Annotated in this window: 20 protein-coding genes; 7 read left to right on the top strand and 13 right to left on the bottom strand. The window is 59.3% G+C overall.

Annotated features, from left to right (window positions below; all coding sequences use genetic code 11):
* Positions 1–174 precede the first annotated feature (174 nt).
* Positions 175–843: a hypothetical protein gene (locus BQ5361_RS05260; protein WP_022064281.1), complete on the top strand. Its 669-nt coding sequence runs from the start codon at positions 175–177 to the stop codon at positions 841–843.
* An 81-nt stretch (positions 844–924) separates the two neighbouring features.
* Here BQ5361_RS05260 and BQ5361_RS05265 read toward each other — a convergent pair whose 3' ends face one another.
* Entirely contained in the window at positions 925–1,788 is an 864-nt protein-coding gene (locus BQ5361_RS05265; RefSeq protein ID WP_035472470.1) for a UbiA-like polyprenyltransferase, read from the bottom strand.
* A gap of 127 nt (positions 1,789–1,915) precedes the next feature.
* On the opposite strand from BQ5361_RS05265, the gene lepA reads away from it, so the two are divergent.
* Positions 1,916–3,703: a translation elongation factor 4 gene (gene lepA, locus BQ5361_RS05270; RefSeq protein ID WP_035472472.1), complete on the top strand. Its 1,788-nt coding sequence runs from the start codon at positions 1,916–1,918 to the stop codon at positions 3,701–3,703.
* A 257-nt stretch (positions 3,704–3,960) separates the two neighbouring features.
* Positions 3,961–4,683: a murein L,D-transpeptidase catalytic domain family protein gene (locus tag BQ5361_RS05275; protein ID WP_081976796.1), complete on the top strand. Its 723-nt coding sequence runs from the start codon at positions 3,961–3,963 to the stop codon at positions 4,681–4,683.
* A 95-nt stretch (positions 4,684–4,778) separates the two neighbouring features.
* On the opposite strand, the gene BQ5361_RS05280 is transcribed toward BQ5361_RS05275, so the two are convergent.
* From BQ5361_RS05280 to BQ5361_RS10855, 4 genes are all read right to left on the bottom strand, one after another.
* Positions 4,779–5,711 carry an NADP-dependent oxidoreductase gene (locus BQ5361_RS05280; RefSeq protein WP_035472474.1) on the bottom strand — a complete coding sequence of 311 codons (933 nt, stop codon included), beginning with the start codon at positions 5,709–5,711 and terminating at the stop codon, positions 4,779–4,781.
* A gap of 127 nt (positions 5,712–5,838) precedes the next feature.
* Positions 5,839–7,605, bottom strand: coding sequence for an ABC transporter ATP-binding protein (locus tag BQ5361_RS05285; protein ID WP_035472476.1), 1,767 nt, complete (start codon positions 7,603–7,605; stop codon positions 5,839–5,841).
* 5 nt (positions 7,606–7,610) lie between these two features.
* Positions 7,611–9,329, bottom strand: a complete 1,719-nt coding sequence (locus BQ5361_RS05290) for an ABC transporter ATP-binding protein (RefSeq protein ID WP_035472636.1) — start codon at positions 9,327–9,329, stop codon at positions 7,611–7,613.
* Positions 9,330–9,602: 273 nt separating this feature from the next.
* The gene (locus BQ5361_RS10855) at positions 9,603–9,770 is read right to left on the bottom strand and encodes a hypothetical protein (RefSeq protein ID WP_022064288.1); all 168 of its coding nucleotides are present in this window, start codon (positions 9,768–9,770) and stop codon (positions 9,603–9,605) included.
* A 278-nt stretch (positions 9,771–10,048) separates the two neighbouring features.
* Between BQ5361_RS10855 and BQ5361_RS05295 the strand changes: the two genes are divergently transcribed.
* The 3 genes from BQ5361_RS05295 (at position 10,049) to BQ5361_RS05305 (ending at position 12,793) form a co-directional block, all read left to right on the top strand.
* The gene (locus BQ5361_RS05295; protein ID WP_022064289.1) at positions 10,049–10,762 is read left to right on the top strand and encodes a peroxiredoxin; all 714 of its coding nucleotides are present in this window, start codon (positions 10,049–10,051) and stop codon (positions 10,760–10,762) included.
* 174 nt (positions 10,763–10,936) lie between these two features.
* On the top strand, positions 10,937–11,812 hold the full coding sequence (locus BQ5361_RS05300) for an ATP-grasp domain-containing protein (protein WP_161940430.1): 876 nt from the start codon (positions 10,937–10,939) through the stop codon (positions 11,810–11,812).
* 18 nt (positions 11,813–11,830) lie between these two features.
* Positions 11,831–12,793 (top strand): calcium/sodium antiporter, encoded by a 963-nt coding sequence (locus BQ5361_RS05305; protein ID WP_022064291.1) that lies wholly within the window; start codon positions 11,831–11,833, stop codon positions 12,791–12,793.
* 136 nt (positions 12,794–12,929) lie between these two features.
* Here BQ5361_RS05305 and BQ5361_RS05310 read toward each other — a convergent pair whose 3' ends face one another.
* The 8 genes from BQ5361_RS05310 to BQ5361_RS05345 form a co-directional block, all read right to left on the bottom strand.
* The gene (locus BQ5361_RS05310) at positions 12,930–13,523 is read right to left on the bottom strand and encodes an LEA type 2 family protein (protein WP_022064292.1); all 594 of its coding nucleotides are present in this window, start codon (positions 13,521–13,523) and stop codon (positions 12,930–12,932) included.
* A gap of 80 nt (positions 13,524–13,603) precedes the next feature.
* Positions 13,604–15,733 (bottom strand): S46 family peptidase, encoded by a 2,130-nt coding sequence (locus tag BQ5361_RS05315; protein ID WP_052130999.1) that lies wholly within the window; start codon positions 15,731–15,733, stop codon positions 13,604–13,606.
* Between the two features lie 93 nt (positions 15,734–15,826).
* Positions 15,827–16,429 carry a Maf family nucleotide pyrophosphatase gene (locus BQ5361_RS05320; protein WP_035472480.1) on the bottom strand — a complete coding sequence of 201 codons (603 nt, stop codon included), beginning with the start codon at positions 16,427–16,429 and terminating at the stop codon, positions 15,827–15,829.
* A 28-nt stretch (positions 16,430–16,457) separates the two neighbouring features.
* On the bottom strand, positions 16,458–17,123 hold the full coding sequence (locus tag BQ5361_RS05325) for a hypothetical protein (RefSeq protein ID WP_035472482.1): 666 nt from the start codon (positions 17,121–17,123) through the stop codon (positions 16,458–16,460).
* Between the two features lie 82 nt (positions 17,124–17,205).
* The gene (locus BQ5361_RS05330) at positions 17,206–17,826 is read right to left on the bottom strand and encodes a fumarylacetoacetate hydrolase family protein (protein ID WP_022064296.1); all 621 of its coding nucleotides are present in this window, start codon (positions 17,824–17,826) and stop codon (positions 17,206–17,208) included.
* Positions 17,823–19,001, bottom strand: coding sequence for a lipid-A-disaccharide synthase (gene lpxB, locus BQ5361_RS05335; protein WP_022064297.1), 1,179 nt, complete (start codon positions 18,999–19,001; stop codon positions 17,823–17,825). The genes BQ5361_RS05330 and lpxB overlap by 4 nt, the downstream gene beginning before the upstream one ends.
* Positions 19,002–19,005: 4 nt before the next feature.
* Positions 19,006–19,692 (bottom strand): tRNA (guanosine(37)-N1)-methyltransferase TrmD, encoded by a 687-nt coding sequence (gene trmD, locus BQ5361_RS05340; protein WP_022064298.1) that lies wholly within the window; start codon positions 19,690–19,692, stop codon positions 19,006–19,008.
* Between the two features lie 93 nt (positions 19,693–19,785).
* Positions 19,786–20,451 (bottom strand): MBL fold metallo-hydrolase, encoded by a 666-nt coding sequence (locus BQ5361_RS05345; protein ID WP_035472485.1) that lies wholly within the window; start codon positions 20,449–20,451, stop codon positions 19,786–19,788.
* Between the two features lie 511 nt (positions 20,452–20,962).
* Between BQ5361_RS05345 and rlmD the strand changes: the two genes are divergently transcribed.
* Entirely contained in the window at positions 20,963–22,378 is a 1,416-nt protein-coding gene (gene rlmD / locus BQ5361_RS05350; RefSeq protein ID WP_035472644.1) for a 23S rRNA (uracil(1939)-C(5))-methyltransferase RlmD, read from the top strand.
* Positions 22,379–22,385 lie beyond the last annotated feature (7 nt).

Raw genomic sequence — 22,385 nt, forward strand, 5'->3', positions numbered from 1 at the left:
AGGTGCGAACCGAATTCCATTTTTAAATGGAGAAAAACATGCAAATATTTTGATTTGTTAGTGAAATTTATTTTTTTTGCATCCAGATAATAGGCGGGTGTAATTTTCCACAATAGCTTTTTAAACGAACACATGGCATTCTGTCTGTACCACAAAACACAATATTAAATTAATATGATATCGATACCTGTAGCAGTAGAAGAAGTAGTCAAAAAGAAACCTTTCCTCGAAGGGGCATTGGTTGACGGACTCATCAACCTTTCGGCACTGGCCCGCCAGATAAAGCCGGAAGTGGAAGAAAGAATAGGCAAGACGGTGAACGACAGTGCCGTAATCATGGCGCTCAACAGGCTCGTTCCGCGGCTGGAACTTATGTCGGCCATGAAGATAAAGAACGTGGTGGAGAACATGGGCGACATCGTGGTACGTTCCAACCTCTCCGATTTCACGTTCCTCAACACTTCGACGCTTTACGGCCTGCAGGCACGCCTGCTGAACGAAGTGCATTCGCTGAAGAACGTATTCTGCACCTTCTCGCAGGGCATCTACGAGACGACGCTCGTGGTGAGCGACTCCATCGTACCCCTCGTGAAGGAGCTCTTCGCCAACGAACGCATCATCAGTTCGAACACCAACCTGTCGCTCATCACCGTCCGGCTTCCCTCGGAGAATACGGCATGTCCCGGTGTCTATTACTACCTGTTCAAGGAGCTCGCCTGGGACAACATCAACATCGTGGAGGTCATCAGCACCGCCAACGAATTCACAATAGTCGTCGGCGACCACGACATCCACCGCGCATTCACCATCCTGATGGAGGCTAAGCGCAATGTCCAGAACTGACGCGCCGACAGGCAAACGGCCCGAAAGGAAAGGGCGGCGGTAAGATTACCGCCGCCCTTTCCTTTCGGGCCGTTCCGCAGCCTATGCGGTCAGCAGGGCGACAATCGACATGGCCGCATAACTGACGCTCGCCAGACCGTTCACGAGTCCGAACGACGCTCCTATCCGGTCGATGCGCGAGGGACGGTAAAGCACATGCTGCACGACGAGTACCGCCGTAAAAAGCCCGAATCCCACCCAATACCAGACGCCGAGGCGGTAAAGTGCACCGAGCACCGCGACGGCTGCCACGGCAAACACATGCAGCAGGATACTGATGAGCGTGGAGTGCACGGCGGAGAAGCGTGCAGGGACGGAATGCAGTCCGTTGCTGCGGTCGAAAGAGGCGTCCTGCAGTGAATAGAGGATATCGAAACCCGCCGTCCAGGTCAATACGGCTACGGCAAGCAGCACGGGGAAGAGCGCGACGCTGCCCGTCACAGCAATATAGGCCCCCACGGGTGCAATGGCGAGCGCCAGGCCCAGCACCACATGCGACCACGCGGTGAAGCGCTTGGTCAGACTGTAGCCCAGCAGCACGGCGAGCGCCACGGGCGACAGCCAGAGGGCGAGGCAGTTTATCCAAGCCGCCGCGGCGACGAACGCCACACAGTTCCCGATGACGAACGCCAGCGCCGCACGCGGGGTAATCTTCCCGGCGGGTATCTCCCGGCCTGCCGTACGGGGATTCTTCGCGTCGATGTCGCGGTCCGCCCAGCGGTTGAACCCCATGGCAGCGTTGCGGGCGAATACCATGCAGAGCAGAATCTTGACGAGCAGCAGCCAGTCGAACGGCACAGCGGTACTCACCAGGGCATAGACATAGGACAGCAGGGCGAACGGCATGGCGAAAACGGTATGCGAGAACTTGACGAGCGATGCGTAACGGGAAACTACGTTATTCATATCCGGGCGTATTTCATTAATCCTGCAAAATTAATTAACTTTGCATGCCGTTGTATTCCCCCGTCCGTTTTAGGCCCGCTTTCGGGCAAAGGGGGCCCGCAGGCACTTAAACCCCTATATCCGATTCATGAAGAACATCAGGAACTTCTGCATCATAGCCCATATAGACCACGGCAAAAGCACCATTGCCGACCGGCTGCTCGAAGCGACCAACACCGTATCGCAGCGCGACCTGCAGGCGCAGGTACTCGACGACATGGAGCTGGAGCGCGAAAAGGGCATCACGATAAAGAGCCACGCCATCCAGATGGAGTACGAGCGCGGCGGCGAGAAATACATCCTCAACCTCATCGACACGCCCGGCCATGTGGACTTCTCCTATGAGGTATCCCGTGCCATCGCCTCGTGCGAAGGGGCGCTGCTTATCGTGGATGCCACGCAGGGGATACAGGCACAGACCATCTCCAACCTCTATCTCGCTCTCGGACACGACCTCGAAATCATTCCCGTCGTCAACAAGATAGACATGGAGGCTGCCATGGTCGAAGAGGTCAAGGACCAGATAGCCGACCTGCTGGGGTGCAGCCACGAGGAAATCATCGCCGCATCGGGCCGCACGGGCCAGGGGGTGGACGAAATACTCGAAGCCATCGTGGAGCGCGTTCCCGCCCCGAAAGGCGACGAGAAGGCTCCCCTGCAGGCGCTTATTTTCGATTCGGTATTCAACCCTTTCCGCGGCATCATCGCCTACTTCCGCATCTTCAACGGGACGCTCCGCACGGGCGATGCGGTGAAGTTCATCAACACGGGTCACGAATACGACGCCGATGAAATCGGCGTTCTAAAACTGAAACTCGCCCCCCGGCAGGAAATCCGGGCGGGTGACGTGGGCTACATCATATCGGGCATCAAGAACTCCCGCGAGGTGAAGGTGGGCGATACGATAACCCACGTAGAAAACCCCAGCACCGAAGCGATAGCCGGTTTCGAGGATGTGAAACCGATGGTCTTCGCGGGCGTCTATCCCGTGGAGGCCGATCAGTACGAAGACCTGCGCGCCTCGCTGGAGAAGCTCCAGCTCAACGACGCCTCGCTCACGTTCGACCCGGAAAGCTCCCTCGCCCTCGGATTCGGTTTCCGCTGCGGCTTCCTCGGCCTGCTCCACATGGAAATCATCCAGGAGCGCCTCTACCGCGAATTCGACATGGACGTCATCACCACCGTACCCAACGTATCGTACCGGGTGACGACGAAAAAGGGCGAAACGGTTTACGTACACAATCCTTCGGGGCTGCCGGAACCGACCATGGTGGACAAAATAGAGGAACCATACATCGAAGCCCAAATCATCACCAAGAGCGATTACTTGGGCAACGTCATCAAGCTCTGCATCGACAAGCGCGGCTCGCTCCGCAATCAGGTATTCATCTCGCAGGACCGGGTGGAGGTGACGTTCGACATGCCGCTGTCGGAAATCGTATTCGATTTTTACGACAAGCTGAAGAGCATCTCACGCGGTTACGCCTCGTTCGACTACCACCAGACGGGGTACCGCGAGAGCCGCCTGGCGAAGCTCGATATCCTGTTGAACGGCGAACCGGTGGATGCGCTCTCGTCGCTCATCTATCAGGACCACGCCTACGATTTCGGCCGACGCATGTGCGAGAAGCTCAAGGAGCTCATCCCGCGCCAGCAGTTCGACATCGCGGTGCAGGCGGCCATCGGAGCGAAAATCATCGCCCGCGAGACCATCAAGGCCGTCCGCAAGGACGTGACCGCCAAATGTTACGGCGGCGACATCTCCCGCAAGCGCAAACTGCTGGAGAAACAGAAGAAAGGCAAGAAGCGCATGCGCCAGATAGGAAACGTGGAGGTACCGCAGTCGGCATTCCTCGCCGTCCTCAAAATGGATTGACATGCGGAGGGAACGGCCGACGTCCGGCAACCGGCCGAAACGACGTTCCGGAGAGACGAAAGATAACAACCGCCTTCCCCGTGGCGTTAGGCGGTATCGACCCGATGAGGGGCTATATAAATAATTGGCCGACAAGATGTCGGAACGATACCGCACCAAGCTATTGACGGAAATGTCCGGTGTTACCGGCATACCCGAACAGTTGAATATACCGATTCGTTAGGGGGACTACCCTAACTCTTCATACCTGTTGCACGATGGGAATACGCAGAATATTACTAACGGTTTCGGCAATAGCGGGGAGCCTGCTCCTCTGCTCTTCGGGCAAGGTACCGGCCGACGGTACCGTATCCGCAGCGGCGGAAAGTACCGCACGCGACCTCCACAAGACCCTGTACGAAACCACGGGCATGGAGGGAGAGGTATCGTACGCCGCATTCGACGAAGCGCTTACCGGCTACGAACGGATAGATTCCCGGAAAAAGGAGATTCTCGTATTCGTGGATTTCAGCAAGCCGTCTACACAGGAACGGCTTTACGTCATCGACATGAAAAACCGCAGGCTGCTCTACAAATCCCTCGTGGCCCACGGGCGCGGCAGCGGTGACACCTATGCCACCTCCTTCTCCAACACCCCCGGTTCGCACCAGAGTTCGCTCGGATTCTACCTGACGCTGAACACCTATCAGGGCCGCAACGGTTATTCGCTAAGGCTCGACGGACTCGAACCGGGCATCAACGACAAGGCATATGAACGGGCCATCGTCATCCACGGCGCGGATTACTGTACGAAAGCGTTCCTGAACACGGCGGGCCGGCTCGGCCGCAGTTTCGGCTGTCCCTCCCTGCCGAAAGAGATAAGCGACAAAATCATAGACACCATAAAGGAGGGAGCCGTCCTCTTCATCTACGCCGATGACAAGGAGTACCGTCTCAACAGCCCGATTCTCTCCGACAGCGAGACGTTCGCCATGCAATAAACGCGACAGCACGGACTGAAAAGAGCGGAACTTGCTTATGCAAGTTCCGCTCTTTTCAGTCCGGCCATCCGCACCGGTCGTTGCCTCTCTCCCGGTTATACCACTTGAAGCACGACTTTACCGTGTACTCGGCGGCCGGGGTTCGGGTCGAGCACATAGTTCCACGCCTTGCAGGCATCCCGCAGCCAGAAAACGGCAGCTATATCCACAGTCACATGATGTCCCTCGACAAGCTCCGCGATACGGGCCAGGTCGCGGGCGTTGGGTTCAACCCCCATGGAGACAGCTTCGATACCGCATTCGCGAGCCAACTCTTCCTCCGCTTTTCCGACCAGTGTCACAAGCCGGCCTCCGGGCCGTACCACGCCGTAGGAACGTGCGAGCGTGTCGCCCCCCACCAAGTCAATGACAAGGTCCATGTCACGTGCAACCGCAGCAAAATCCTCGGTACGGTAATCGATGAATACGTCCGCCCCCAGCGAAAGGACGAAATCGCGGTCGCGCCCGGCGGCCGTGGCATAAACCTCCGCTTCGGTATAGCGTGCGAACTGCACGGCGAATGCGCCGACCGCACCGGCTGCGCCGTGTATCAGCACACGCTGCCCCTTCCCCAGCCTGCCATGACGGTAAAGCGCCTGCCAGGCGGTCTGCGATACATAGGCCGCAGCTGCAGCATCCACATAGGAGAACTCCATCGGTTTGACGACCAGCTGCGCCGGGTCAGCCTCGACATATTCGGCATAGGCTCCGCCGTCAGTACAGCCGAACACCATATCGCCCGCCTCAAAGCCCTCTGCTCCGTCGCCGACCGCCTCGACCGTTCCGGCGAAATCCATCCCCGGTATCCAGGGGAAAGCAGGAGTCAGGGTACCTCCGGCCCGTCCGGAAGCCCGTTTCCAATCTATCTGGTTCACGGAAGCCGCATGTACCTTCACCAATACGCGCCCGACTCCCGGGGTCGGTTTCGGTGCGCTTTCATAAAACAGTTCATCGGCCAGTCCGGGGCCGTGCATCACAATCGCTTTCATAATCTCGGATATTAATCGTATCTGCCATCAAGGGGAGCAAACACCGTACCAGCCGGACCGTATCTCCTCCCCTCCCCGGACAGCGATACGGAAGAGCTCCGCCAGAGGCACGGGAAAAGGCACAGAGTTACTCGAACTGATTGCAGTAGAGCCGATAATAGTACCCCTTGCGGGCCATCAATTCGGCATGGTTCCCCTCCTCGATGATTTCTCCGTTTTCGAGGACGAGGATACGGTCGAGGGTACGCACGGTGGAGAGCCGGTGGGCTATCACGAAACTCGTCCGCCCCTCCATCAGTTTATCCAACCCGCGCTGAATGAGCATTTCGCTCCGGGTATCAATGTTGCTGGTCGCCTCGTCGAGCAACAGTACGGAGGGATTCGCAACCGCGGCACGGGCAATGTTGAGCAACTGCCGCTGTCCCTGGCTCAGGTTCTCGCCGTCGTTCTCCAGCATGGTATCGTACCCGTGCGGCAGCCGCTTGATGAAGGAGTGGGCAGAGGTCAGCTTCGCCGCACGGACAATGTCGTCATCCGTCGCATCGAGGTTGCCGAACCGGATATTGTCGGCTACCGTTCCCGTAAAGAGATGGGTATCCTGCAGCACGATGGCGAGCAGCCTGCGCAGGTCGTCCCGCGCAATACATTCGATGCGCACCCCGTCGATGGTTATTTCGCCCGACGCGATATCATAAAACCGCGGCAGCATGTTGAGTATCGTCGTCTTGCCGGCCCCGGTAGCTCCCACGAGCCCTATCCGTTCGCCGGGACGTACGTGCATCGACACATGCTTCAACACCGGTTTGCCGGGTTCGTACGAGAAACAGACGTCCTTCATGCAGATGTCGCCCCGGGCGGAAGCCATGCGCACCGCTTTCGGCACATCCGGGGCCTCGGAGGGCTCGTCCATAATCTGGAAAATGCGTTCGGCACCGGCAATGGCCGCCTGAATATTGTTGTAGAGCGATGCGATATCCGTAATGGGGCGTCCGAACTGCCGCGAATACTGCAGAAACACGGCCAGACCTCCTACATCGAATCCCCTGTAAATGGCGAGCAGCGCCCCCACTATCGTGACGACCACGAAATTCAGCGTGTTGAGATTCTGCATCACGGGCATCATCATGCCGGAATAGAGCTGTGCCCGGCGCGACTTGGCATTCAGTTCCCCGTTCAGCACCTCGAACCCCGACTCTGCCTGCCGCTCGTGTCCGAATACCTTCACCACTTTCTGGCCGCTTATCATCTCCTCGATGTAACCGTTCACCTGCCCGAGCGTTCCCTGCTGGGCAGCGAAATACCTGCGGCTGCGACGGGATATGAGATTGGCGAACAGGAGCATCAAGGGTACCACGACGAACATGGCGAGCGTCAGGAGAGGACTGATGACGAGCATGAGGACGAAAATGCCCGCAAGCGAAAGCACGGCAGAGAGCATATCGGCCAGGTTATCGGTCAGCCCCTCCGTCACTCGGTCCATGTCGTTCGTGTAACGGCTCATCACATCACCGTGCGGATGCGTATCGAAATAACGCACGGGCAGGGTCTCCATCTTTCGGAAGAGGTCCATCCGCAGGCGGGCTGCCGTCCGCTGTCCTATCCGGTTAAGCATCCTGTACTGCAGCGCGGCCGCAACGACTCCTGCGAGATAGACTGCCGCAAGTACCGCCAGCATACGCATCAGACCCGACACGTCGCCCGGCATGATGTAATCGTTGATTATCGGCCTGAGCATATACGACCCCACGAGGCTGGAGGCTATCGTAATCACCACGAGCACCAGCACCACAGCGAGCTCCCCCTTGCTACGCGCAAGGTACGCGACCAGGCGCCGGAACGTTTTTCGGCCCTCCTTCGGCCCCGCCGCACCCTTCTCTCTTCTGCCGTGTACCATATCGCTCAGAATGTAAGTTGCTGTGAATTGAATATCTCTCTGTACACGGCCGAATCCTCCTTCAGCCGGGCCGGCGTACCGTACGACTCCACCTTCCCGTCGTCGAGCACCAGTACCCTGTCCGCCTCCTCCATCGTTTTCACCCGCTGCGTCGAAACGAAAACCGTCGTCCCCTCCCCGAGGTACTCCCGCAGGCCGCGGCGTATCTTCAGCTCCGTTTCGGTATCCACAGCGCTCGTACTGTCGTCGAGCAGGAGGATTTTCGGCCGGCGCAGCAGCGCACGGGCAATACAGAGCCGCTGCTTCTGCCCGCCGGAGAGATTCACCCCGCCGCGCCCCAGCACCGTATCGTACCCGTCCGGGAACGACATGACGAAATCGTGGGCCTGCGCCGCCCGGGCAGCGGCTTCCATCTCCGCCGGGGAGGCATCCTCCCTGCCCCAGCGCAGGTTATCGGCTATCGTACCGCTGAAGAGGACGTTGTTCTGCAACACCATCCCCACCTGCGCATGAAGCTGTGCCAGAGGATAGTCGCGTACATCCGTCCCGTCGATGAGCACTTCGCCGCCGGTCGTGTCGTAAAGACGCGGAACAAGCTGCAACAGCGTACTCTTGCCGGAACCGGTCGCTCCCGCCACAGCCACCGTCATGCCCGGCGCAACGCTGAACGAGATGCCGTGGAGCACGTCGGTCTCGCCGCCACCGTACCGGAAAGAAACGTTGCGGAACTCGACGGCACCGCGGCGAACGACTGCCGAAGCGCCCGGCGAGTCCTTCAGCGAAGGCTCCGTACCGAGCACCTCCAACACACGGTCGGAAGAGGCCGACGCACGGGCGATGTTCATGATTATCATGGAGAGCATCATCAGCGACATCAGTATCTGCATGAGATAGTTCACCAGCGAAACGAGCTCGCCGACCTGCAGTCTTCCGGCCGCCACCCGCTCTCCCCCCACCCAGAGCACCACAATCACCGAAAGGTTCAACACGAGCTGCATCACGGGGAATATCGTCACGATGATGTTGGACGCCTTCACCGACACGTCGCACAAATCCCGGTTGCTTGCCGAAAACTTGCGCGACTCGTATCTCTCGCGCACGAACGATTTCACCACCCGCATGTTTATCAGGTTCTCCCTCACGACGGCGTTCACGGCATCCACCTTCTGCTGCATCTTCAGAAAATAGGGAAATCCCTTACGCAGAATCAGATATACGCTTATTCCGAGCACGGGTATGGCTCCGGCCACTATCAGTGCAAGGCCGGAATCTATCCGCACCACATAAAAGAAGGCCATCACGAGCATCATCGGCGAACGGAGCAGGATGCGCAATCCGAGCAGCACGACCTGTTGCAGGCGCGTGACATCGCCCGTCAGACGCGTGATGAGCGAAGCGGAGTTGAATTTGTCCATTTCGGCGAAGGAGAACTCCTGTATCTTGCGGAACAGTCTCGAACGCAGCTCCGTAGCGAATCCGACGGAAGCGTTGGAAGAGACGAACACATTCGTGATGTTGGCGAGCAGCCCCGCCACCGAGATACCGAGCATCCAGATACCGATGCGGGTAACGACCGCGATGTCGCGGTGCATGACTCCCTCGTCCACGATGCGCGCCATCAGCATGGGCTGGAGCGTCTCGCAGACGACGAAGACCAATACGAGCACGGGGCACACCACGATGCTCCACTTGTACCTGCCGAGTATGTCCCAATACGTTCTTATCATACGGCCGCCCCTCCGGACGTCGGGGCCCTCTTTCCTGCAAAAATAGCGAATCGGCACAGGATGCGTACCGTCGGTTCCGAATTTCCTGCAAAAATACGGTCACACACCTCGCCGAAGCCCCGCTCACGACACATGCCACCAACCTCCTCCCGCGCACCGGCCCGAACCACCGCTCCCGGACACAAGGATGCCGCCGCCCGGAACCGAAATTCCCGCTGCGGCGGCACCGCGGCCCGTACCCCCTCCGGGCAGGGCGATAGGTCGGAAAGGCTATTTATGCTCCTCCTCTTTTCTGCCGAAAGCCGCCTCCACTTCGCGTTTCTTTTCCAGACGCTCCTCTACGGTGGGTTTCTTGCCATCCTTTACGAGGCCTTCCACCTCTTTCTTGAAATCGCAGCCGCAACCGCAGCCTTTTTTCCCGTTCTCTTTCTCTTTCATAATCCGATATGTTTTGTTAATTTCAAAACCGTTCCGTCTGCCGACGGACGGCGTCTGTCCGGTGAATGTACAAAATGCGTACAAAACTGTCGTCCGCAGCGAAAAACTTCCGGACGACGGGAAGAGCCGCAGCGGGCCGCAACCGCCCGGGCCATAGGAAATCGTTATGCCGCCATCAATATTTACCTGACAAACAGGATGCCCTGTAGCCGACAACAGGCACAGTCTTTGCCACACCTAACCAAAACAAGAACGCATTCATCAAAACAGCTTTTATTATGGAAAACGAAATGAACATGATGCCTCGCATCGGCGACCCCGCACCGGCTTTCCGGGCGGCAACCACTCAGGGTACGATAAACTTTCCGGTCGATTACAGCGGCCGTTGGATAATCCTGTTCAGCCATCCGGCGGACTTCACCCCGGTCTGCACCTCGGAGTTCATGACCTTCGGCAAGATGCAGAAAGAGTTCGAGGAACTCAATTGCCAACTGGTGGGACTTTCCGTGGACGGGCTGTCGAGCCATATCGCATGGCTGCGCACCATCAGGGAACGGATGCATTTCCGCGATATGGACAACATCGAAGTGCAGTTTCCCCTCATCGACGACGTATCCATGAACGTATCCAGACTGTACGGCATGATACAGCCTGGCGAAAGCGAAACCAAGGCTGTCCGCGCCGTCTTCTTCATCGACCCGAAAGGAATCATCCGCACGATAATCTACTATCCGCTGGCTCTCGGCCGGAACTTCGACGAGATAAAACGGGTACTCATCGGCCTACAGACGGTGGATGCCTTCAACGTGGCCCTTCCGGCCGACTGGCGGCCCGGCGACGAGGTGATAGACCCCAATCCCGGCAACATGAAGGGAGTCGAAGAGCGCTGGGAGAAATCGCAGAAAGCCGACAGCGGTGTCAAATGCTACGACTGGTTCTTCTGTACGAGGGAAATTCCCTGCGATGAAATTCACAAGAAAATAGGCAAATAATCCCTCACGAAAACGGAACTCCGCACGGCGGCACGTATCCGACCTACGTGCCGCCGTCCATATATTTATTTCCCTTTCCGGCCGAAATTCTCCGGAACGGGTTGCCGTTTTAGCAGACGGAAAAGGTTCCGTATCGGGAAAATGGGTTACTTTTGTCATTCGCTTATGCAGACCATGGAACCCGTCACAGGTTGGATAATATACCCGCGTTACACCGCCGACCGCAGCGACAACGCTTTCGGCTGGCTCGTCGGCGAGGCGGCAGCGGCCGGCATGCGGCTGGAGGTGCTCTTCGTCGAAGAGCTTTCCGTCGTTTACGGCACCCGCTGCGGCATCTTCCACAAAGGGAGGGAAGTCGTCCAGATGCCGGAATTCGTCATCATGCGGACCTACGACACTGTTCTTTCGCGCTACTTCGAACGGCTCGGAGTCCGAGTGATAAACACGGCCGCCGCCATGGAGCTATGCAAAAACAAAATGCTGACGCATGAGGTGCTCGTCGCGGCCGGTCTGCCCACTCCCGCCACGGTCTATGCCGAGGGGGCCGAATATGCCTATCCGGAACTGGCCGAACGCTTCGGCAGCGCCCGTTTCATCGTCAAACGGACGGACGGCGCCAAAGGCGAGGACGTCTACCTCGTGAACGGCGCGAGGGAGATGGCCTCCGCCGTGGAGCAGTGCGGACGGCACTGCATCTGCCAGGAGTTCATCGCCGAAAGCAGCGGCCGCGACGTGAGGGTATGGGTCATCGGCGGCCGGGCCATCGGAGCGGTCATGCGCTATTCCCAGACCTCGTTTCTCTCCAACTATTCGCAGGGCGGCAGCGTCCGGGCCTTCGACCTACCCGAAGAGGCGGCCCGACTTGCCGTGGAGAGCGCAGCGGCGACGGGGGCCGAATTCGCGGGTATCGACCTGCTGTTCCGCGGCGACGGTTTCACGGTGAACGAAGTGAACGGCAACGCCGGTTTCCGCACGCTCTCACGCGTGGGCCGGAACGACATCCCGAAAGAACTTTTCAGCTATATATCCGGAATCGTCCGGCAAGGTTAAACCCCGAAAGAAAATACCATGAACGTACTCTTACTGATTCTGGGACTCGTCCTCGTCATCGCGGGGGCCGACTGCCTGGTCAACGGCGCGGTAGCGGTCGCCAAACGCTACCGGATGCCCGAATTTCTCATCGGACTCACCATCGTGGGCATCGGCACCTCGATGCCGGAGCTGGTCGTGAGCCTCATCGCGGGTATCGAAGGCAAAGGAGGCATGGCGATAGGCAATGTCGTCGGTTCGAACCTGGCCAATACGCTGCTGATACTCGGAGCGGCATCCCTGATACAGCCCATCAGCATCAGTCCCGCCACCAAACGGATAGACATTCCGTACAACATCCTCGTCACACTCGTCCTCTTCTTCATGTGTTTCGGATTCACTTTCCGGCACTACCCCACCGGCGGTGTCATCACCTGGTGGAAGGGTATCCTGCTGCTCGCACTCTTCGCCGGCTACATGGCTTACTCTTTCCGGACAGCAGCCAAAGGGCGAACGGAAACGGCACAGGCGGCAGAGACCGGCTCCCGTCCGGCCTTGTGGAAATCCGTCCTGCTCATTCTGTTCGGCATCGCGGGACTTGCTTTCGGCGGACGGTGGTTCGTCGGCGGCGCGAGCGGCATCGCATTGTCGCTCGGCGTCAGCGAAACCGTCATCGCCATCACGATGGTGGCCGTAGGAACCTCGCTGCCCGAACTCGCCACGGCAATCGTCGCGGCAATTAAGGGCAACACGCAGCTCGCGCTGGGCAACGTCATCGGTTCCAACATATTCAATATATGCCTCATTCTGGGCATCTCCTCGATAGTCGCTCCGCTGGACGTCACGGGTCTCCATCCGACAGACATCCTCGCACCGCTGGCAGCGGCCCTCATGCTCCTGCTCTCCGTCTACACTTTCCGCGGGCAGCGCATCAACCGAGCCGACGGAGCCCTGTTCCTGGCACTGTACATCGGTTACATCGCCTACCTGCTGCTCCGATAACCGTGCCCCGAATAAACATGTGCAGGACGGCTTTTGAAAGCCGTCCTGCACATGTTATTATTTTCTCTACCGCCGAATCCTGCATGGATGAAGACCGGCCTCCGCCCTGACCGGCCCGGTCGCAAAGAGCGGTTCCCTACTTTCCGGCCGCACCGCCGAAACTGAACGATACGGGGATATAGACCGGAACGGGAATGGTGTAACCGCCGATATTCACCGACGGCTTTATCTGCAGCGTCACCTGCGAAGGCTCCGTTCCGATGCCCACGAAATTCTTCACGGCATTGAGGGCGGCAGCCGAAGAGTCGCCCGTAAGCAGGCCCGCTATATCGAAATCCATCCGTATCGGGAAGACGCCGCTGTCCTGCGCATCGACGCGAATCCCCTCACTGACACTGCCGGAAGTAAACCGTATCCCGTCTATTTCCAGGATGTAATCCATGGCACCTATCTGCGCCGCCGATGAGTTGGGGTTGGAGATGCCGAGATTCAGGTCGAACCCCATGGGCAGTTCCGAAGCCCCGCCGCCGAGCACGCCGAGCAGCCGGGCGATTTGCAGGGGTGTCAGTTCTCCGGAAAGATTGACCCCGGCAAGCGACAGGTCGGTGACCGAATCGTATTCATACTCGCACTGCGTCATGTTGTAGAGACCTTCGGCCTGCTTCACGACATCGCAGGCGGTAAAGGCGAGAAGGGCGGCACAAAAGGCTGCGAAACGAAATCTTTTCATAAACATTTTACTTATATTTCAATCGATTGTCCTGTCAAAACGGACGGCCGCCCCCTCTCCGGACGGCCGGTCCGGATACGCTATCGGAGCGTCATCTCGTCGATAAGATAGCCCGCTCCTCCTATCTTCTCTATCACGAAGAGCACGTAACGGATATCTACCGAAATATTCCGGCACATGGCCGGGTCGAATTCGAGGTCGCTCATGGTGCTGAGCCATGTTCGGTCGAAATTGATACCCACCAGTTCACCGTCGCCGTTCAGCACCGGACTGCCCGAATTGCCGCCCGTGGTATGGTTCGTAGCCAGAAAGGCTACCGGCACGGTGTAATACGGTTCCTCTTCCGTCCCGACGTTCACCGCCCAGCGTCCATAATCCTTCTCCTCGTAACAACGGCGCAGTGCATCGGGTACGTCGTAATCGTAGATATCGGGATTGTCCTTGGCGATAATACCCTCCAGCGTGGTGACAGGCAGGTGCCGGACGCCGTCTTCGGGATTGTACCCCTCGACGGCACCGTATGCCACGCGCAGTGTCAGATTGGCATCCGGGTAAAAATTCCGCTCAGGTTCGAACTCCATCTGTCCGCGCATATAAGTGCGGTACTCGCGGGCCAGCGTCCGGTCGGCCTCCTCCAGCACGGGACTTATCCGCTGCCGGTAGGTGTCGGCGAACATCGCATAGAACTCCACGGCGGGGTCGGCAGTCAGCGCGGCGACAGCCTCCTTGCGCGGTAGGGCCGTCAGTGCCGCCAGCCGTGCACTGTCCGCCAGTGCGGAACGGTCGAACAGCCGACCGACATACTCTTCCACGCCACCGGCTTCGGCAAGCCCTTCGGCGAAACCGTCGGGCATGAAGACGGCGGGGACATGCTCCGCGAATTCCCGAACGAGGGCACAGGCCACCTGCCGGTCTATCTCCGGTTCATAATCCTTGTAGAACAGCCCGGGAACGACAGGCATCTCCCCCGCTTCCAGAGCGACGGTCACATAGTTGGCAAGGCTCATCAGTTCGATGGAGAAAATTCCCTCCGTATAGAAATCCGCTGCATACGAAGCCCCGTTGCCGGCCTCGTAAGCGCTCCGCAGACGCTCCAGTACCCCCGCATACTCCGGCTGTCCGGCGGCCCACCGGGCGAAGCGCTCCTCATAGGCGCGTTTCTTTCCGAGCGTACCAAGGCGTTCCAGTCCGAGGCTCTCACCCTGCCATTTTTTCCAGGCATTGGCTATGTTGGCCGCCTTGGAGGCGTACTTTATCCGTACCGCAGGGTCGGCGGCCATGGCCGCATTGATAATGTCCAGCCGCTCGGTGCGCATTCTGATTTTATTCGGATTCGACGCCATAACGCGGGCCACATGGTCGGACGTCACGTATTCGCGCGTCGAACCGGGACAGCCGTAAACGAACGTGAAATCGCCCTCGTCCATTCCCGCCGTGGAAACCGGAAACCAGTGCCGGGGACGGTAGGGAACGTTGTCCGGAGAGTAGTCCGCCGGCTGGTTGTCGGCATCCGCATAGATGCGGAACACGGAGAAATCGCCCGTATGACGGGGCCACATCCAGTTGTCCGTATCGCCGCCGAACTTACCGATGGCCGAGGGCGGAGCACCCACGAGCCGCACGTCGCCGTAGGTACGGAACAGGAAAAGGAAATACTGGTTGCCGTAATAGAGCGATTCCACCGAGACTTCGTATCCCTTCTGTCCCTTATATTCCTTCAAGGCCCGTTCCTTCACCCGTTCGATATTGGCCGCTATCTTCTTTTGGCGGCGCGTTTCATCCATATCGTCCTTCACGCCCGCAAGCACCCGGTCGGTCACATCCTCCATCCGGACGAGAAACGATACCGTCAGGCCGGGATTCGGAAGCTCCTCCTCCCGCGACATGGCCCAGAAGCCGTCGGTCAGGTAGTCGTGCTGCAGGCTGCTGTGGCTCTGTATCTGGCCGTATCCGCAGTGATGGTTGGTCAGCAGCAGTCCCTCGGGCGACACCAACTCGCCCGTACAGCCGCGTCCGAAAAGCACCACGGCATCTTTCAGCGACGCCTGATTCACGCTGTAAATGTCTTCGGCCGTAAGCCGGAAGCCCTTGGCTTTCATGTCGTCCACCTGCCGTCCGATAAGGCTCGGCAGCCACATGCCCTCGTCGGCCAAAGCACTGAAGGCTGCCGACAGGCACCACAAAAAAAGGAGTAAACGTTTTTTGTTCATAAAGTTATCGCAATTATCCGATGAATGAATCCGCATTCCGTGTCCGTGCGCAGCTTCCCGCATCCCGCCGGCAACCGGCTGAAAACATGCCGTTCACAACGTATCGACGAAACTTCCCAGTTCGGCATAGAGCGCCTGCACCGGCAGCCCCATGACGTTGTAGAAAGAGCCCTCTATCCGCTCTATCGCCACATACCCTATCCACTCCTGGATGCCGTAGGAACCCGCCTTGTCGTAAGGCCGGAACGTATCGACATAATAGGCTATCTCCTCCTCTGCGAGCGGACGGAACCATACGTCCGACGACACGGAAAAGCTGCGCATGCGCCCCGGCGCCCGCAGGGCCACCCCTGTGACTACCGTATGCCTGCGGCCGGACAGTTCGGCCAGCATGGCCGCCGCCCCCTCCCGTCCGTCGGGCTTGCCGAATATGCGGCCGCCGCAAATCACCACCGTGTCGGCGGTAATGAGAATATTCCCCACTCCGAGCGCATGCGGATAGGCCTCCGACTTGAGCACGGCCAGATATCCGGGTACCTCCTCTGCCGGCAGTCCCGGCGGATAGGTCTCCTCCACGTCGTAACTGTCGGCGAGTTCAAAAGCAAGTCCCGCCCCCGCCAACAGCTCGCGCCGCCGCGGGGAGCGGCTGGCAAGCAGCAGCCGATGCCCATGCAATTTATCTTTCAGCAAAACCATTCCTGTCCTACTCTTTTCCCGGTGGTCACTAACGTCCGCCCTCTGCACACAAATGGCGTTCGAGCGCCCCCGTCAAACCGTTAAAGTAATCTTCAAGCGAAGCCTTGGCCACCTTTCTCTTCAGTTTGCCCCGCCTATTGAAAATAACGTCTCCCCCGGAGCCGTCGTACAGCGAAGCCCCGACAGGCACGTAGCTGCGCGACACGAAAAGCCGTGCCACCTCCACCTTTCCGGGCCGATGTCCTATCCTCACCGTAAGACCGGGCTCCATGGGCGCTTCCGGTTCAGCTTCCTCGTCGAACGTCACCCGACGCATCGCCTTCACCTCCGGAGCCCGGACGCACACCTGCCCGTCACGGATATCGAACATCATACGGAACTCCATGTCGTACAGGCTCCGGAAAGCACGCGCCCCATCGGCTACCGCCCCGCGCACGAAAGCATTGACCGAAAAGGAGTCCGGTTCAGCCGCATGGAACATCGTGCGCGAACCGGCCATCTGCACCTCCAGAAAATAGGAGACGGCGCGGAACAACTCCTCCTGTCCCGCCCCCGGACATTCGATGACATAGCAGTCGGAAGTTCCGTCGGCAGCGTTCACGAATCCCTGCGGCGTGAGCACGAACTGCGGGAACACAGGCAGCGACACGAACAGCGCAGCCACAGCCGGCAACAGTTTCATCCATTTTTTCATACACTCCCAATTGTTTTTATCCGTCGGACGAGCCCGTCCTTACCGTCGGCCGACCGGTACGGTACGACTGGCGTCCGGCCCGTTATCTGATATCGAAATCCAACAACTGCTCCCCCTCCAGCCATGCGGTCAGCCGGTCGCCCGGTGCGACGGGCCCCACTCCGGCAGGCGTCCCTGTATAGACGAGGTCGCCCATGCGCAGCGTCACGAACTGCGATACGTAGGCGATGATACGGTCCACCGAAAAGAGCATGTCGCCCGTATACCCCTCCTGCCGCGGCTCCCCGTTCAGTGCCATGCCGAACCGGAGCTCCCCGACCGGCCGGCCGAGCGCAGCGAGACCGAGCCAGCGCGGAGCTATCGCCGCCGAGCGGTCGAACGCCTTTCCTATCTCCCACGGATGCCCCTGCGCGATGGCCGCACGCTGCAGGTCGCGTGCAGTGAAATCGATGCCGAGCGTCACCTCATCGTAATACCGATGTGCGAAACGCTCCGCGATACACTTACCTGTCCGGTTGATTTTCACCACGAGTTCCGTTTCGTAATGCACTTCCCGACTGAAAGGCGGTATCCAGAACGTATCGTTGTTGCGCAGCAGCGCCGTATCGGGTTTCATGAAAAACACGGGCCGTTCGTCCGGCTCCCCGCCGTCGAACTCCCGAATGTGCTCCCTGTAATTGCGTCCTATGCAGATTATCTTCATTTCGCTCCTCCGTTCTCCTGCTCCCGCTCCGTCGGACGCGGTGCCTTTTCCCCTTTCAGCAGGGCCACCATCCGGGCCGCCACGCGCTCCGAAGCGCCCGGACCGCCTATCCGTTTGCGCAGGGCATCGTAATCGGCGAGCATACGCTCCCGCTGCCCCCCTCCGGGCAGGATAGCCCGCAGTTCTTCCGCGGCACGTTCCGGCGTCATCTCCTGCTGAATCAACTCCTTCACGACCTCCCGGCCCATCACGAGATTCACCAACGAGATATAAGGTATCTTCAGCAGCCGGCGCCCGGCCCAGACGGTCAGCGCATCGGTACGGTAGCACACCACCTCCGGCGTACCTATCAGGGCCGTCTCCAGCGTCGCCGTTCCCGAAGTGACCACCGCCGCATCGGCATAGCGCACGATTTCGTAGGTCTTATCGTACAGACAGATGATACGGCTGCCGGCAAGCAGCTCCCCGTACAGCTCCCGGTCGAGCCACGGTACCGCGGCGAGCACGAAATCGTACTCCGGCATCAACTCGGCCAGGGCTGCCATGAAAGGGAGGTTGTTGCGCACCTCGCTGCGGCGGCTGCCGGCAAGCAGGGCGATGACGGGCCGGGCGCCGAAACCGTTCGCACGGAAGAACTCCTCCCGCGGAGGCATCGCCGCACAGCGCTCCGCGATGGCATCCATCAGCGGATTACCCTCATATACCGCATCGATTCCCCGTCGGGCGAAATACTCCACCTCGAAAGGAAAGATGATGAACAGCTTGTCCACATACCGGCGGATTCGTTCCACACGATGCTCCTTCCACGCCCACACCTTGGGCGAAATGTAGTAAAATACACGGATGCCGCACCCGTGGGCGAACTTCGCCATCCGGAAGTTGAACCCCGGATAGTCGATGAGCACCAGCACGTCGGGGGCATAGGCCGCAATATCGCGCTTGCATTCGCGTATCTGGGCGAGCACCGTGGGCAGGCGGCGGACAATCTCGCCGATACCGAAAAAAGAGGCGTCGCGGTAGTGCTTGGCCAGGTGCTCCCGTCCTCCCACAGCCGCCATCAGGTCGCCACCCCAGAAACGGAACTCGGCCTGCGGGTCGCTCCGCAGCAGCCCCTTCATCAAATTGGAACCGTGCAGGTCGCCGGAAGCTTCGCCGGCAATCAGGTAATATTTCATCTTGCTAATCCTCCCATTTTTCGAGCAGGTCGGGCCTCAGCCTGCGGGTACGCTCGAGCGCCTGCTCCTCTTTCCACTCCTCGATACGGGCATCGTGTCCCGACAACAGCACCTCCGGAACCGCCCAGCCGTTGAACTCCGCCGGACGGGTATAGACGGGCGGAGCCAACAGGCCGTCCTGGAATGAGTCGGTCAGCGCCGACTCTTCATCGCCTATCGCCCCCGGCAGCAGCCGTACCACGCTGTCGGCGATAACCGCCGCGGCGAGCTCGCCCCCGGTCAGTACGTAATCCCCGATGGAAATTTCGCGTGTCACCAGATGCTCCCGGATACGGTGGTCGAGCCCCTTGTAATGGCCGCAGAGAATGATGATGTTGCCGAGTGTCGAGAGACGGTTGGCCTCCCGCTGGTCGTACTGCATCCCGTCGGGCGTAGTGAAGATGACCTCGTCGTACCGCCGCTCGGACTGCAAATGCGAAATGAGCCGGAAAACCGGTTCGGGCTTCATCACCATACCGGCCTCCCCGCCGAAGGGATAATCGTCCACATGGCGGTGTTTGTCGGTCGCCCAGTCCCGGATGTTGTGTACCACGATTTCCACCAGCCCCGCCCGCTGCGCCCGCTTGAGGATAGACTCGTTAAGCGGGGAGACGAGCAGTTCGGGAACGACGGTCAATATGTCTATGCGCATAGTTCTGATTCGTTTGGGCCCGCGGCCGCTTCCGCCGCGGAACAAGAAAACCGGAAGGGAACCTTCTCCTCCGAAACGGAGCAAGACAACGGCCTACTCCGGCCGGACGTCGCCCTCCATCACCTCGGTAATGAACGGATTGTAAAGCATCTCGTGGCCGAGCGTACTCTCTCCCCCATGTCCGGGATAGATGGTCACCTCCTCGCCCAAAGGCAGGATGCGGTCGATGATGCTCTTCATTATCCAGCCGTAATCGCCGCCGGGCAGGTCGGTACGCCCGATACTCTCCCGGAAAAGGGTATCGCCCGTCAGCAGGACTTTCTCCTGCGGCAGGTAGAGGCAGACATGGCCGGGCGTATGGCCGGGCGTATGTATCACCCGCAGGCGCGTATTCCCGAAAACCACCTCGTCCCCGTCGGCGAGGCTGCGTTCCACGGTCGGAACGGCCTCCACCCGGAAACCGTACATCGCACCGTGTACGGCGGCGGACTCTATCAGAAACCCGTCGTCGGGATGGAGCGCGAAGGGAACGCCGTAGAGCTCCTTGACCCGCTCCACACCGAGCATGTGGTCCACATGACCGTGGGTATTCACCGCGAGGACGGGCCGCAGCCCCCTCTCCTCGATAAATCCGCGCAGCGCCTCGGTCTCCTTGGGCGTATAATTGCCGGCATCGACCACGGCGGCCTCGCCGGTTTCGTCCCACAGGACGTATGTATTCTCCTGGAACGGATTGAATGTCAGTCTGGCTATCTTCATTTCTCTCTCGTATTAATTTCCGGCGGCCCGTTCCGGCAATACCCGTCCTCCGCCCGTCGCCTCTTCGCCGGACCGGAAAGCAAGGCAGGCCCGCCCGGTCGGCAGGGGCAACGCCTTAATCTTTGGAACAAAGATACGAATAAGTCAAGCGCAAAAACGAGTTTTATTTGAATTTGCAAATGCGAAATCAAAGATAGGAAATATATTCGGGAAAAACCGCAAGCGGCCGTCAAACGCCGGACCGGCCCGCCGAAACGACACGAGCAGGGTCCGGACAAATAATCGAAGATAACGGAGAATCCGCACAACTCGCCGGCCCGGGATGCCGCGTGGCCACAGGGATACACACATCCGCAAGGTAAAGCCGCGCAGCAGCAGGACTCCTTCCCGCCGAGCCGGCGATGCGGTGCCTTTCCCCCACTTTCCTCGCGCCGTCAAGGATAAAACCGGATTTTTGGCTAAATTTGTCAGCACCGACGGGAAAGCCCGGACGGAATTTACCGACAGACAAGTGGCAAGAAAGAAGAAAGAGTTGCCCCTCATCGAGGGGCTGGAAATAACCACCCTGGCCGCCGAAGGCAAGGCTATGGGCAGATACAACGATATGGTCGTATTCGTACCGCTCACCGTCCCGGGCGACGTGGTGGACGTGCAGATACGCAACCGGCGCAGGCGTTTCATGGAGGGGACGGTCGTCCGCTACATCGAAAAATCGCCCCTGCGTGCCGAACCCTTTTGCGAGCACTTCGGCGTTTGCGGAGGATGCAAATGGCAGAACCTCCCCTACCCCGAACAGCTCCGCTTCAAGGAGGAACAGGTACGCGACCAGCTTACCCGGATAGGCAAGGTGGAACTTCCGCCGCTCTCGCCCATCATCGGCTCGGCCCGGACGACGCACTACCGCAACAAACTCGAATTCACCTTCGCACCGCGGCGCTGGATGACCTACGAAGAGATAGCGGACGCCGGCGACATCGACGCGGACGCCGCACTGGGCTTCCACATTCCCGGTAGGTTCGACAAGGTACTCGACATCCGCGAATGCTGGCTGCAGCCGGCCCCCTCGAACGAAATCCGGCTGGAAACGAAACGCTTCTGCCGGGAACACGGCTACAGCTCCTACGACATCCGCGAACACCGCGGCCTGATGCGCAACCTCGTGGTGCGCACCTCCTCCACGGGCGAAGTCATGGTCATCGTCGTATTCGGCGAGGAAGACCGCGCACGCATCGGGGCCCTGCTCGACCACTTGAAGGAGCGGTTTCCGGAAATCACCTCGCTGATGTACATGGTCAATACGAAGCTGAACGACTCGACGGGCGACATCGACGCCCACCTGTGGAGCGGCCGCGACCACATCTTCGAGGAGATGGAGGGGCTGCGTTTCAAGATAGGCCCGAAGTCGTTCTACCAGACCAACTCCGCACAGGCCTACGAGCTCTACAAGGTGGCCCGCAGTTTCGCGGGGCTGACGGGCGGGGAAACCCTCTATGACCTCTACACGGGCACCGGCACCATCGCCAACTTCGTCGCCCGCACCTGCCGGCAGGTGGTCGGCATCGAATACGTGCCGGAAGCCATCGAAGATGCAAAATGCAATTCCCGGCTGAACGGCATCGACAACACCGCATTTTTCGCGGGCGACATGAAAGATGTGCTCGACGACGCCTTCATCGCCCGGCACGGCAGGCCCGACGTGGTGATACTCGACCCGCCGCGGGCCGGCGTACACGAGGAGGTGCTGGAGACCATCAAACGGGCCGCCCCGCAGCGCATCGTCTACGTGAGCTGCAACCCCGCGACGCAGGCCCGCGACCTCGCCCTCCTCGCACCGCTGTACCGTGTGACCGCCGTACAGCCCGTGGATATGTTCCCGCACACGCACCACGTAGAAAATGTCGTCCGGCTCGACAGGAATACCGACTAAAAAACAT

The sequence above is a fragment of the Tidjanibacter massiliensis genome (assembly GCF_900104605.1).
Classification (GTDB): Bacteria; Bacteroidota; Bacteroidia; order Bacteroidales; family Rikenellaceae; genus Tidjanibacter; species Tidjanibacter inops.